Origin of the sequence: Aeromonas sp. 62-46 (genome assembly GCF_001898585.1) — a bacterium.
GTDB lineage: Bacteria > Pseudomonadota > Gammaproteobacteria > Enterobacterales > Aeromonadaceae > Aeromonas > Aeromonas caviae.
The window spans coordinates 148,965-162,144 of sequence record NZ_MKUI01000050.1 but is presented as its reverse complement, the minus strand read 5'-3'; the positions used below and the strand labels follow the sequence as shown (position 1 = coordinate 162,144).

General features: G+C 64.4%; 13 protein-coding genes and 1 pseudogene. All 14 read left to right on the top strand.

What is annotated here, in order from left to right; all coding sequences use genetic code 11:
* Window positions 1-6: 6 nt before the first annotated feature.
* Entirely contained in the window at window positions 7-1,098 is a 1,092-nt protein-coding gene (locus BGO64_RS16170) for an HD-GYP domain-containing protein (protein WP_045525198.1), read from the top strand.
* Between the two features lie 389 nt (window positions 1,099-1,487).
* Window positions 1,488-1,856 (top strand): ArsR/SmtB family transcription factor, encoded by a 369-nt coding sequence (locus tag BGO64_RS16165; RefSeq protein WP_286701016.1) that lies wholly within the window; start codon window positions 1,488-1,490, stop codon window positions 1,854-1,856.
* Between the two features lie 88 nt (window positions 1,857-1,944).
* Window positions 1,945-3,009 (top strand): ACR3 family arsenite efflux transporter, encoded by a 1,065-nt coding sequence (gene arsB / locus BGO64_RS16160; protein WP_286701015.1) that lies wholly within the window; start codon window positions 1,945-1,947, stop codon window positions 3,007-3,009.
* Between the two features lie 51 nt (window positions 3,010-3,060).
* Window positions 3,061-3,486 (top strand): glutaredoxin-dependent arsenate reductase, encoded by a 426-nt coding sequence (arsC, locus tag BGO64_RS16155; protein ID WP_286701014.1) that lies wholly within the window; start codon window positions 3,061-3,063, stop codon window positions 3,484-3,486.
* 103 nt (window positions 3,487-3,589) lie between these two features.
* On the top strand, window positions 3,590-4,366 hold the full coding sequence (gene befA / locus BGO64_RS16150) for a beta cell expansion factor BefA (protein ID WP_041212621.1): 777 nt from the start codon (window positions 3,590-3,592) through the stop codon (window positions 4,364-4,366).
* Between the two features lie 138 nt (window positions 4,367-4,504).
* Window positions 4,505-4,768: a hypothetical protein gene (locus tag BGO64_RS16145; RefSeq protein WP_286701013.1), complete on the top strand. Its 264-nt coding sequence runs from the start codon at window positions 4,505-4,507 to the stop codon at window positions 4,766-4,768.
* Complete coding sequence (gene fliE / locus BGO64_RS16140; RefSeq protein WP_029314161.1) at window positions 4,744-5,061, top strand: flagellar hook-basal body complex protein FliE; 318 nt, start codon at window positions 4,744-4,746, stop codon at window positions 5,059-5,061. The genes BGO64_RS16145 and fliE overlap by 25 nt, the downstream gene beginning before the upstream one ends.
* Window positions 5,062-5,116: 55 nt before the next feature.
* The gene (fliF, locus tag BGO64_RS16135; protein ID WP_041212623.1) at window positions 5,117-6,817 is read left to right on the top strand and encodes a flagellar basal-body MS-ring/collar protein FliF; all 1,701 of its coding nucleotides are present in this window, start codon (window positions 5,117-5,119) and stop codon (window positions 6,815-6,817) included.
* Entirely contained in the window at window positions 6,810-7,871 is a 1,062-nt protein-coding gene (fliG, locus tag BGO64_RS16130; protein WP_286701012.1) for a flagellar motor switch protein FliG, read from the top strand. Before fliF ends, fliG begins: the two co-directional genes overlap by 8 nt.
* Window positions 7,872-7,941: 70 nt before the next feature.
* On the top strand, window positions 7,942-8,745 hold the full coding sequence (fliH, locus tag BGO64_RS16125; RefSeq protein ID WP_139736710.1) for a flagellar assembly protein FliH: 804 nt from the start codon (window positions 7,942-7,944) through the stop codon (window positions 8,743-8,745).
* A gap of 74 nt (window positions 8,746-8,819) precedes the next feature.
* Window positions 8,820-10,151, top strand: a complete 1,332-nt coding sequence (fliI, locus tag BGO64_RS16120; RefSeq protein WP_029314163.1) for a flagellar protein export ATPase FliI — start codon at window positions 8,820-8,822, stop codon at window positions 10,149-10,151.
* 16 nt (window positions 10,152-10,167) lie between these two features.
* Complete coding sequence (gene fliJ / locus BGO64_RS16115) at window positions 10,168-10,608, top strand: flagellar export protein FliJ (RefSeq protein WP_039039911.1); 441 nt, start codon at window positions 10,168-10,170, stop codon at window positions 10,606-10,608.
* 87 nt (window positions 10,609-10,695) lie between these two features.
* Window positions 10,696-12,615 carry a flagellar hook-length control protein FliK gene (locus BGO64_RS16110; RefSeq protein ID WP_286701011.1) on the top strand — a complete coding sequence of 640 codons (1,920 nt, stop codon included), beginning with the start codon at window positions 10,696-10,698 and terminating at the stop codon, window positions 12,613-12,615.
* Window positions 12,616-12,672: 57 nt separating this feature from the next.
* A pseudogene (gene fliL / locus BGO64_RS16105) lies at window positions 12,673-13,179 on the top strand (flagellar basal body-associated protein FliL).
* Window position 13,180 lies beyond the last annotated feature (1 nt).

The following is a 13,180-nucleotide window of genomic DNA, read 5'->3' as shown; positions in this document are numbered from 1 at the left end:
TGCGGGATGGAGAGTTCATTTGGTGAGAAAGTGCAGAATGTGCACGCCACCCTCAGGCAGCGGTTTGACAAGTTGAGCCGGGTGGCGATCGCCATCTACGACCCGCAGACGGACCAGCTCAAGACCTTTGCCCACAGCACGGACGGGGGCTCGCCGCTGTTGCAGTACGAGGTCAGGCTGAGCGAGGTGCCTTCCCTGCGCTACCTGGCCGAGCACCAGCAGCCCAGGGTGCTCGACACCCTGGATTCCCTGCTGGGCTCCCCCTCCGAGCACAGCCGCAAAGTGCTGGCGGCCGGGTACGCGTCGAGCTATACCGAGCCGCTGCTGCTCAACAGTCGCTTGTTCGGCTTTCTGTTTTGCGATGCCAAAGAGCCCGGTTACTTCGATGGCGCCATTTGCGGTGAGCTGGCGGCCTATGCCCAGATCCTGGCGGCCATCATCGCGGTGGAGTTCTTCTCCATCCAGACCCTGAACGGGGCCCTGACCACGGTGCGGGAGTTCAGCCGCTACCGGGACGAGGAGACCGCCAATCACCTGCACCGCATGTCGGCCTATTCGCGGCTCATCGCCCGGGAGGTGGCGGCCCATTACCCCTTGAGTGACGAGGAGGTGGAGTTCATTCACCTCTTCTCCGAGCTGCACGATATCGGCAAGATTGCGGTGCCCGACGCCATCCTGCTCAAGCCGGGCAAGCTCACGGCCGAGGAGTACGGGGTGATGAAGACCCACCCCTTCAAGGGGCGGGAGATGATCGCCCTGATGATCCGCGAGTTCGGCCTGGACGGCATCCATCACACCGACATGCTGGAGAACATCATCGCCTACCACCATGAGCGTTTCGACGGTCAGGGCTACCCGGAAGGACTGGCGGGGGAGGCGATCCCCCTGGAAGCCCGCATCGTTGCGGTGGCGGATGTGTTTGACGCCCTTACCAGCGAGCGACCCTACAAGCAGGCCTGGCCCCTCGAAACGGCTTTTGAATACCTCAAGACCCATGCCGGCAGCCAGTTCGACCCTGTCTGCGTCGCGGCGGCGCTGCAAAGCCGGGAGGCGTTTTGTGCCATCCACCGGCAATATCGGGATCCCGTGATCACCTGATTGCGCCTCTCTCTCCTCCCCGGTTTCTCCCGGATTCCCCAGGCCCCGTCATCTGATGGCGGGGCCTGGGGCCATTTCTCGTTTCATCGCCTTTTGGTGCATCCGGCGCCGGGGGTTGTTCTGCGGCATTGCGGCTTTGCGGCGGGGCAGGGCGCTGCGGTGGGCGGGGCGGCCAACGGGGGGATTGTCCGGGGTACGGTCATAAGAGTGCCTTATATAGAGAGGCCACATATTAGCCGTATGACTGGCATGAGGCCGCTGGCGGGCACGACATGGCCGGGGCGGCGCCTCTGGCGGCCCGTCCCGTCGCGATGCCGGCTCGGTGGTGGTGTTTTGATCATTTCAATAATTCTTGTATAGTTGAAATAAAGCATCCAAGGGGGAGACCCATGAACAAAGAGACGGCCACCAAGGTCTTTGAATCGCTGGCTTCCGGCATCCGGCTCGAGGTGTGGCGGCTGCTGGTCAAGGCCGGGCTGGAGGGGCGGGTCGCGGGGGAGCTGGCCAGCGAGCTCGACATCGCCCCCAATACCCTCTCGTTTCACCTCAAGGGGATGCTCAACGCCGGGTTGCTGTCGGTGGAGCAGGAGGGGCGTTTTCTGCGCTATCGCGCCAACATCCCCCTGATGCTGGGGGTGATCGCCTACCTCACCGAGGAGTGCTGCGCCGGTCATCCCGAGGCGTGCGGCCTGCTGCCCGCCGGGCCCGGCAGCGCTTCCCGCACCGAGGCGTCGTCGCCCTGCTGCGGCGAGTCGTAACGGGCCATGCCGGGCTGTCTATGCCCATGTGCCGTGCCATTCATCTATTCAACCTGGGGTGCGAGCGTGGATCGCACCGGGAGTCATCATGTCTGCAAACTGTGAGGCCAAGGCAGCCCCTGCCATCGGCTTTTTTGAACGTTATCTGACCGCCTGGGTCGCCCTCTGCATCCTGGTGGGCATTGGTCTGGGGCAGGGGTTGCCGAGTCTCTTCAAGGCCATCGGCGCCATGGAGGTGGCCAGGGTCAACCTGCCGGTGGGGCTGTTTATCTGGGTGATGATCATCCCCATGCTGCTCAAGATCGACTTTGGCGCCCTGCACCAGGTGAAGGGGCACCTCAAGGGAATCGGGGTCACCCTCTTCATCAACTGGCTGGTCAAGCCCTTCTCCATGGCCTTCCTCGGCTGGCTCTTCATCCGCGTGCTGTTTGCCGACTGGCTGCCGGCGGATCAGCTGGACAGCTACGTGGCGGGCCTCATCCTGCTGGCGGCGGCCCCCTGCACCGCCATGGTGTTTGTCTGGAGTCGCCTCACCAACGGCGATCCCTACTTCACCCTGTCGCAGGTGGCGGTGAACGACCTCATCATGGTGTTTGCCTTTGCCCCGCTGGTGGCGCTGCTGCTCGGGGTCTCCAGCATAGTCGTGCCCTGGGATACCCTGCTCACCTCGGTGGTGCTCTACATCGTCATCCCTGTCATCCTCGCCCAGCTGCTGCGCAAGGCCTTGCTGAGAAAGGGGCAGGCCCATTTTGACGGCATCATGACCCGCATCCAGCCCTGGTCGGTGGCGGCCCTGCTGCTCACCCTGGTGCTGCTGTTCGCCTTCCAGGGCAACGCCATCATCGAGCAGCCGCTGGTCATCGCCCTCCTGGCGGTGCCCATCCTGATCCAGGTGCTGTTCAACTCCGGGCTCGCCTACTGGCTCAACCGCAAGGTGGGGGAGAAGCACTCGGTGGCCTGCCCTTCCGCCCTGATCGGGGCCTCCAACTTCTTCGAGCTGGCGGTGGCCGCCGCCATCAGCCTGTTCGGCTTTCATTCGGGCGCGGCGCTCGCCACCGTGGTCGGGGTGCTCATCGAGGTGCCGGTCATGCTGCTGGTGGTGCGGGTGGTCAACGCCAGCAAACCCTGGTACGAGGCGGGACTAAGGCGCTAACGGATGGCCACTAACCCATTTCTATTCACTTGAGTCATGAGAGACAGGCAAATGAGTGCAATCACCCTCTATCACAATCCAGAGTGCGGCACCTCCCGCAACACCCTCGCGCTGATTCGGAACAGCGGTGTGGAGCCCACCATCATTCACTATCTGGAGACACCCCCCTCCCGCGACGAGCTGGTGGCCCTGATCGCCGCCATGGGCCTGCCGGTGCGCGATCTGCTGCGAAAGAACGTGCCCCCCTACGAAGCACTGGGGCTGGCAGAAGATCGCTTCAGCGATGACGAACTGATCGATGCCATGCTGGTCCACCCCATCCTCATCAACCGGCCCATCGTGGTCACCCCCCTCGGCACCCGACTGTGCCGCCCGTCGGAGGTGGTGCTCGATATCCTGCCTGACCCGCAGCAAGGGGCGTTTGCCAAGGAGGATGGCGAGCAGGTGGTGGACGGTCAGGGTAAACGGCTTCGTTGAGCCCCTGCGCGTCAGCGTCTGACCCGCGCCGGGGGGATGCCCTTAACGGGCAGGCGCCAGATCTGCTACTGTGACCTTCGACTCATCACAGAGGGTGGAAACAATGAAGATTCGATTCCTGGTGATAGCCACGGCACTGGCGCTGGCCTCAACCCCCGGTCTGGCCGACTGGGCAAAGCTGAAGGAGGCCGCCTCCGAACTCGGTACCGCGGTGAGCGATACCAGCAAGGAGGCGTGGAAGGGGATCACCGATTTCTCCAAGGAGACCTGGGAGTCGGTGTCCAGCTGGGGGGCCGAGGCCTACAACAAGGCGGGGGCCTGGACGGCAGAGAGCGCGGCCACCGGCAAGGAGTGGCTGACCGCCGCCGACAAGAAGCTCGACACCATGCTCGAGCCCAAGACCCCGGAGGAGGCGAGAACCGCCCTCGATACCATGGCCGATACCGCCCTGGTGCGGCTGTTCAACGAGCAGCCCTCGGCCAAGTTGCTGTTTGACAAGGCTTATGGCTATGCGGTGTTCGACTCGCGCAAGTTCTCCCTGATGATCCACACCAATCAGGGGGCCGGGGTCGCCGTCAATCGCACCAGTGGCAAGCACACCTACATGAAGATGTTCGGTGCCGGTCTTGCGGCCGGGATCGGCGGCAAGTTCTACCAGCAGGTGATCCTGTTCGAAGACAAGGCGAGGTTCGATGCCTTCGTCAGCAAGGGGTGGGAAGCCACCTCCGAGGTGGGCGCCGTGGCGGGCAAGGAGAGCGCCGAGCTCACCGCCAAATACAATGGCGGCATGGCCATCTACCAGATTGGCGAGAAGGGACTGTTGCTTGACGCCAACATCTCGGGCTCCAAGTACTGGCTGGATGATGACCTGAACAAGTGATCCCTGCCAATCTGTCCCGGCATTTCATGGATGGCTAGAGATGCACCCTGTTTACTTGTCGGGATTTGCAGTAAAAAGAGGGCCCAAGGCCCTCTTTTTCATGGGCGCCGCACAGAGTCCGGCGACCAGGAGAGCAAGATGACCCATGAGGCCGAGCAGGATCGGATGGCTGCCCAGCGCCGGGAGTGGGACAAGCAGAGCATCTACCTGCGGCTGCTGCTGGGCGATCCCCCGGATCTGCGACCTGATCCCCGGATGGCCGGTGCCCGTCGGCCTGATCGCGCCCCGCTTTTATCCCTGATCTCGAGATCTCGCTCTGGTTGGCACCTTTATTGCTTCAAGCCAGTCAGTGTCAATGATTTGTCTGGGAAGGGAAGATGGAAATTAGCGCAAGCAGCCTGATGCAAGAGATGCAGGCCCTCAAGGTGGAAGCCGGTGCCACGCCGTTGACCCAGCCCGGTCGTCCAGTCAGCTCGGATTTCGGCCAGATGCTGCAACAGGCCCTGGACAACGTCAACGAGTTGCAGGGCACCGCCAACGATCTGCGTACCCGCTTCGATCTCGGCGACAAGTCGGTGGATCTCTCCCAGGTGATGATCGCCGGCCAGAAATCCTCCATCGCCTTCGAGGCGACGGTGCAGGTGCGCAACAAGATGGTCGATGCCTACAAGACCATCATGAACATGCCGGTGTAACTCGGGCCCATGACGACCGAGCATCATGAAGATGTCAGCAACAAGGACATAAACCGTGGCAACTGATCAAAACGGCGATCTGCTGATCAACAACGAGGGGGCGGCCGCCCTCGACGAGCACGAGCAGAAGAGCTCGGCGCTGGGCTTCCTGTCCAACACCGATGTGTTGCGCCAGATCACCCTGATCCTGGGGCTGACCATCTGTCTGGCCATCGCCGTCTTCATCCTCTTGTGGGGCAAGGAGCCGGAGATGCGTCCCCTTGGCACCTTCACCACCCAGGAGCTGGTCTCCACCCTGGATTACCTGGATCAGCAGAAGATCCCCTATCAGGTGGATGGCAAGAGCGTGCTGGTCAGTGCCGAAAACTATGCGGACATCCGGTTGCGCCTGACCCGCGCTGGTCTGGCCAACAACAGCGACGCCAGCAACGACGGCGAAGCCATCCTGCTCAAGGACTCCAGCTTCGGCGTCAGCCAGCGCATGGAGAGCGAGCGCCTGAAACTGAGCCGCGAGCGTCAGCTGGCGAGCGCCATCGAGCAGTTCCAGAACGTCGCCAAGGCCCAGGTGCTGCTGGCCATCCCGAAAGACAACGTGTTCGCCCGCAACGAACGCAAGCCCAGCGCCACCGTGGTCCTGAGCCTCAAGGGCAACGCCCTGGGCCAGGGTGAGGTGGACTCCATCGTCGACATGGTCGCCTCCGCCGTTCACGGTCTGGAGCCGACCCGCGTCACCGTGACCGACCAGAACGGTCGCCTGCTCAACTCCGGCTCCCAGGATCCCCTCTCTGCCCAGACCCGCAAGGAGTTTGCGATGCAGCAGAAGCAGGAGCTCGAATACAAACAAAAAATTGACGCCATCCTGATCCCGGTGCTGGGGGCCGACAACTATACGGCGGAGGTGGATCTCTCCCTCGACTTCTCCCAGCAGGAGCAGACCCGCAAGACCTACAACCCGGACCTGCCGGCGGTGCGCTCCGAAATGACCATGGAAGAGAACAGCGCCAGCGGCAGCAACGGCGGGGTACCCGGCGCCCTCTCCAACCAGCCGCCCGCTGCGTCCAACATTCCCGAGCAGGCCGCCGGCGGGGAAGGAACCGCCTCTTCCGGCCGTTCCCGCAAGGAAGCGACCCGCAACTTCGAACTGGACACCACCGTCAGCCACATCCGGCGCCAGCAGGGCGGCATTCGCCGCATGACGGTGTCGGTGGCGGTGGATTACAAGGCCATCCCCGGCGCCGACGGTGCCGTGACCCGGGAAGCCCGCAGCCAGGCCGAACTCGATACCCTGCGCCGTCTGCTGAGCGGCGGTCTGGGTTTTGACGTGACCCGGGGGGATACCCTGGAGGTGGTCGCCATTCCGTTCAACCGCCCGGAACTCGAGACCGTTGCCGACATTCCTCTCTACGAGCAGCCCTGGTTCTGGCGCGCGGTGCGCATCGCCGCCTCCGTGCTGGTCATCATAGTGCTCATCGTCACCGTGGTGCGGCCCATGCTCAAGCGCCTGCTCTACCCGGACGCCAAGCCGGAAGGGGAGCTGGACTTCGACAACCACACCGTGCTGGGTGGCGACGACGAACTGAGCCTGCTGGCCGCCCAGGCCGAGGCCGAACCGGTATTCGGTCTGCGGGATGGTCAGCTCAAGCTGCCTGACCTGCACCGTGACGAGGATCTGCTCAAGGCCGTGCGCGCCCTGGTAGCGAACGAACCTGACCTGGCCGCCCAGGTCATCAAAGAATGGGTAACCAAAGATGCCTGAAGAGAATAAAAGCCAGGTCACCGGCAACGACATCACCGAAAGCCAGCGTTTGATCCTGGATCAGATGGGGGGCATGGAGATGGCGGCGGTACTGATGCTGAGCCTCAACGAGGAGGACGCGGCCCAGATCTTCCGCCACCTCGAGCCCAAGCAGGTGCAGCGGCTCGGCATGTCCATGGCCTCCATGTCGGATTTCAGCCACGATCGGGTGGCGGCGGTGCATCGTCAATTTATCGACGACATCCAGAAGTACACCAATATCGGCATCGGCAGTGAAGACTTCGTGCGCAAGGCCCTGGTGGCGGCGCTCGGGGAGGACAAGGCCAGCAACCTGGTGGATCAGATCATCCTGGGCTCAGGCGCCCGCGGCCTCGACTCCCTCAAGTGGATGGATGCCCGCCAGGTGGCCAGCATCATCCAGAACGAGCACCCGCAGATCCAGACCATCGTCCTCTCCTATCTGGAGCCGGAGCAGTCCGCCGAGATCCTGAGCCAGTTCCCGGAGCAGGTGCGCCTGGATCTGGTGATGCGCATCGCCAACCTCGAAGAGGTGCAACCGGCGGCGCTGCAGGAGCTCAACGACATCATGGAGAAACAGTTCGCCGGTGCGGCCGATGCCCAGGCGGCCAAGATGGGCGGCCTGAAGGCGGCGGCCAACATCATGAACTACCTGGATACCAACATCGAAGGGCAGCTGATGGATTCCATCCGAGAGTCGGACGAGGAGATGAGCCAGCAGATCCAGGATCTGATGTTCGTGTTCGAAAACCTCATCGACGTGGACGATCGGGGCATCCAGACCCTGTTGCGGGAAGTGCCCGGGGATCTGCTGCAACGGGCCCTCAAGGGGTCGGACGACCAGATGCGGGAAAAAGTATTCAAGAACATGTCCAAGCGGGCCGCCGAGATGCTGGCGGACGACCTCGAGGCCATGGGGCCGATCCGGGTCTCCGAGGTGGAGGCCGCCCAGAAGGAGATCCTCTCCACCGCGCGCCGCCTGGCGGATGCGGGCGAGATCATGCTGGGGGCGGGTGGTGGCGAAGAGTTCCTCTAAGCCATGGGCCATGGAATGTGCGATGATGTCGGCCCCTGTACCCGGCCCTCGATAGGAGTCTCTTCGGCACATGAATGACAAGAACAGCAAACTGCGCGGCTATCTGAGGCCCGAGTCCGACACGGCGCAGATTGAGACCTGGGGCTGGCCAGAGATGGAGACCGAAGCCGAGGTCGAGACCAATGCCCTGGGGCTGGCTCCTGACTGGTATCGTCAGGAGCAGGCCGATGCGGCCCTGCCGGAAGAACAACCCGAAGAACCCGCCCCCAGCATTACCGCCGAAGAGGTGGAGGCGATTCGTCAGGCCGCCTGGGAAGAGGGGATGCGCGATGGGCGCGAGGCCGGTTTTGCCAAGGGGCTGGAAGAGGGCAAGCTCGAAGGCTTGCAGCAGGGCCACCAGGCCGGGCTGGAGCAGGGCAGGGAAGAGGGACTCGCCATGGGGCGGGAGCAGGTGGAGCTGGAGATAGCCCGCTGGCAAGCCCTGGTCTCACGCCTGGCCACTCCCCTTGGCGAGATGGACGAGGCGGTGGAGCAGCAGCTCATCGCCCTGGTGCAACAGCTCGCCCGCGCCCTCATCCGCCATGAGGCGCAAACCTCCCCCACGCTGCTGCTGGAGGCCCTCAAGCAGGGGTTGGCCCTGCTCCCTGCCGCCGAGCAGGGGGTCACCCTGATGCTGCACCCGGAGGATGTGATCCGGGTAGAGGCCGCCTTTGGCGCCGAGGAGTGCGCCAGGCGCCACTGGCGGCTGCAAAGCGAGCCCACCTTCTCCCCCGGCGATCTGCAACTGGCCACCGAGCTTTCCAGCATCGATCTCACCCTCTCCGGGCGCATCGATCAGCTGCTGCGCAACTTCCTGCGTGACAACGCGAGCTGAGCCATGGCCCGGTTCGAACCCGTCGTGCAGCGCCCTGCTGACGGCATCATCAGGCACCCATCTTCGGAGGCGACATGACGGCACCCCTTCTTGATCGGCTTAAAGGCTACCGGGTTCGCGAGCAGGCCCCCATACCACCCGTGGCAGGCAAGCTCACCCGGGTGGTGGGGTTGACCCTGGAAGCCATTGGCTGCCGCGCCGCCATCGGCTCCCTGTGCCGCATCGATACCCAGGATGGGGCCCTGGAGGCTGAGGTGGTGGGGTTTGCCGGGGATCGCCTGTTCTTGATGCCGAGCGAGCAGCTCAAGGGGGTCATTCCCGGCGCCCGGGTGGTGCCCGTCACCGAAGATCACGGCATTCCGGTGGGCATGAGTCTGCTTGGCCGGGTCATCGACGGCATCGGCCAGCCCCTGGACGGGCTCGGTCCCATCCTCTCGTCCCAGACGGTGCAGTTCGCCCAGCACCGTATCAATCCCCTGGCCCGTCGCCCCATCCATCAACCCATGGACGTGGGGGTACGGGCCATCAATGCCGTGCTCACCGTGGGCCGGGGTCAGCGCATGGGGCTGTTCGCCGGCTCCGGTGTCGGTAAATCCGTGCTGCTTGGCATGATGACCCGGGGCTCGGTGGCGGATGTCGTCGTGGTGGGCCTCATCGGCGAGCGGGGCCGGGAGGTGAAGGAGTTCATCGAGGAGATCCTCGGCGCCGAGGGGCGCGAGCGCGCCGTGGTGGTGGCCGCCCCTGCCGATGCCTCGCCGCTGATGCGCCTCAAGGGGTGCGAGACGGCGCTCGCCATCGCCGAGTATTTCCGCGAGCAGGGGCTCAACGTGCTGCTGCTGATGGACTCCCTCACCCGCTACGCCCAGGCACAGCGGGAAATTGCACTGGCGGTGGGGGAGCCGCCGGCCACCAAGGGCTATCCCCCCTCGGTGTTTGCCAAATTGCCGGCGCTGGTGGAGCGGGCCGGCAACGGCAGCGACGGCCAGGGCTCCATCACCGCCTTTTTCACCGTGCTGACGGAGGGGGACGATCTGCAGGATCCCATCGCCGACGCGGCCCGGGCCATCCTTGACGGCCACATCGTGCTGGCGCGGGAGCTGGCGGATGCGGGCCACTATCCGGCCATCGACATCGAAAAATCCATCAGCCGGGTCATGCCCATGGTGACCTCACCGGAGCATATGGAGCTGGCGCGCACCTTCAAGCAGTTCTACTCCCTCTACCAGCAGAACCGGGACCTCATCACCATCGGCGCCTACAGTCAGGGATCGGATCCGCGCATCGACCGGGCCATCATCCAGAAACCCTATCTGGATCAGTTCTTGCAGCAGAAAATGCGCGAGGTCATTCACTACGATGAAGGCCTGCAATCCCTGCAACTGGTGGCCATGCCCCTGATGCGTTGACCGGTGGAGAGCCCTTATGAGTAAAGGATTGACGTTGCTGGCGAGTCGGCTGGAGGAGGCCGAACAGCAGGCCGCCATGGCGCTGGCCAAGGCCCAGCAGGATCTCAAGCTGTTCATGGATCAGCAAAACGCCCTCAACCAGTACCGCCAGATCTACCACCAGCAGTGGACGGAGCGCGGTCTGCAGGGGATCAGCCCCCAGCAGAACAGCCAGTATCACGCCTTCATCAACAAGCTCGAAAACGCGGCGACCCAGCAGTACCAAGGGGTGTTGCAGGTGCGCGAGGCACTGGCCGAGTGCCGCACCCAGTGGCTCGAAGCCCAGCAGCGGCGCAAGGCGGTCGAGCTGCTGCTGGAGAAGAAGGCGGACAAGGTGCGCCAGAAGGCCCAGCGCCAGGAGCAGAAGATGCTGGATGACTACGCCATCCTGCGTCGTTATCACCAATCTGGCCTGTAATTTGCTTTCTTCCGGTCATGCGAGGCCGATGGGCCAAGCCATGACCGCACGTGCGGCCGTCACCGAATCGTCGTCAGGGATCCCAGCATGATACAGACCCCCTTGATTAGCACTCTCCCCCAGGCGCCTTCTGCCGATGGCAGCGCCACCCTGCTGGCTCCCACCGTCGGGGGCGAAGGGGGCGTGCAGCCGTCAGGCGAGGGCAAGGCCGCCTTCTCGCAAGCCATGGCCATGGCCCAGCTGATGGGCAAGGCGCCAGCCAGCCAGGGCAATCCACCACTCCCGGGCCCCGCCGAGGGCGCCCGGGAGGGGCTTGCCCCGGCTGCCAAATCTTTGGCGTCTGACGAGCCCGCCACCGAGTCCGCGTCTTCCTTGAAGGGGGCGGACGACGAGGGCGAGCTGCCTCCCGACGACTTCCTGCAACAGTTGCAAGCCTCCCTGCGCCAGGATGTGAGCCTGGTGGTGCCCCCGACATCGCCCGCCATGGCCGGTGAGGCGGCGGCGCCTGTGGACGGCAACCCCTTGCCGCCTGGCGCCGCTGCGCCTGGGATGGCAGAGGGGGTGGGAATGGCAGAGGACGTGGGGTTGGCAGAGAGCGTGGAGGCGGCAGAGGGGAGCGCCTCCCTGCCGCAGATGACGCCAGAGCGTCAGCATGAAGGGAACAAAACGAAGGCTGCTCCCGGTGCGGCCCAAGGCGCCAGCGCCGTGCCAAGCGGTCAGGGTGCTCTGCCGCTGGGGGCGGAAGAGCCCCCCTTGGCCGATGACACCGCCGTGGCCGACCAGGGCGGGGTGACCCGCCAGCCCATGGCTGGCAAGGGAGCGGAGCCGGATGCCAAGGGGGGTGAGCCCCCTCTCTCGGGTCAGGAGCGTGCCGCCCTGCTCGCCAAAGTAGTGGCAGGAGAAAACGCCCAGGCTCCCACTGTCACCCGGGCTGACTCATCGCAAGAGGCACAGGTGACCGATCCCCTGGCGTCGGCCGGACAGGGGACAACCACTTCCCGTGCCGCCAGCGCCTATGGCGATGGCGTGATCCGGACGGTGGCGCAGGGGCCGGCCCCTGCGGCCACACCGGAGTCCGCCCCGCCCGCGACGGCGGCAGGGGCAGAGAAGGACGCCCCTGTCGCCGGTGAGGCCAGACAGGCCGAGGCTGCGAGCGGGCAGGGAGCCCGTGCAGGGGCCGAGCCTGCGGTGAATGCAGGGAGCAGCCAGCCCGTGACGACGGAAGACCCGGCCCCCGTGCAGGTGGCGCCGCAGATCCTGGCTCGTCATGAATCCCAGGGGGCACAGGCCCCCCTGACGGCCCTCTCGGCGGGCCTGGACCAGATGGAGAGCGCCCCCGTGGTGGCCGCCGGCGCTGCCGTGTCGGTGAAGCCCGCGGTGGACAAGTCCCGGCTCGATGAGCTGGGAAAACAGTCGGGGATGGAGGTCAAGGGCAGTGAACCCGCCGAGGGGAGCCAGCCTTTGCATCAGGCACAGAGCCAGGTCGGCGAGAACCGACCGCTGGCCGAGTCGACCGTCAGACGGGAGCCCCAGAGCCTGCCCCACCTCAAGCTGGCGACCCCTGAGGCCCCCGAGCAGTTGCACCACAAGGTGAACCTGATGCTGGCGGACAAGCTGCAACAGGCGGAGATCCAGCTAGACCCCCTGGGGCTTGGCAAGATGAAGATCCAAATCCAGATGGATGCCTCCAGCCAGGCCAGCGTGCACTTCGTGGTGCAGCATGGCCAGACCCGTGAGATGCTGGAGCAGGCCATGCCGCGCCTGCGCGACATGCTGGCAGGGCAGGGGATCCAGCTCGGCCAGACCGTGGTGCAACAACAGGCGCAGCAGCAAGCCTTCCAGCAGCAGGGGCAGTCATCCTCCCAGGGTCAGTCCGGTTTCGGTGACCAGGGGCGACAGGGGGGAAATGGCGGCGGCAGCGATGGCAGAGAGGCCGAGGGGAGCGCTCGCAACCTCACGCTGCTGGTGGAATCGGCAAACGATGCCGGAATCGATTTCTATGCTTGATGCATTCTTAAGTAAGTTTATGATACCGAACAAGTTTGAGACTAGGGTGGACAAGGGATGGCAGACGATAACGAACTGACGCTGAAGGATCCGGCGGCAGGCAAGAAAAAGAAGCTGATCATGATAGTCGCCCTGGCCGTCGTGCTCCTTGGCGGGGGCGGCGCCGGCGCCTGGTTCATGCTCGTCGGTGGGGATGAGCCCGCTGCCGAAAAGAGCGAGGCCAAGCCGGAGGCGAACACGCCCCAGCCCTCGCTCTATGTGGGCATGCCCCGTCCCTTCGTGTTCAACGTGGCGGGAGGCCAGCGGGATCGGCTGGTGCAGATCAAGATCCAGCTGATGGTGCGCGGCACCGCCGACGAAACCCTGGCCAAACAGAACATTCCCCTGATCGAAGGCACCTTGCTGCGGGTCTTCAGCTCGGCGACCGCCGAACAGCTGATGACCTTCGAGGGCAAGGAGAAGCTGCGTTAGGATTCGCTGGAAGAGTGCCGCCGGGTGCTGAACGACCTGGTCTCTTCTCCCGTAATCGAACAAGTGCTGTTTACCGGCTTTGTCATGCAATGAA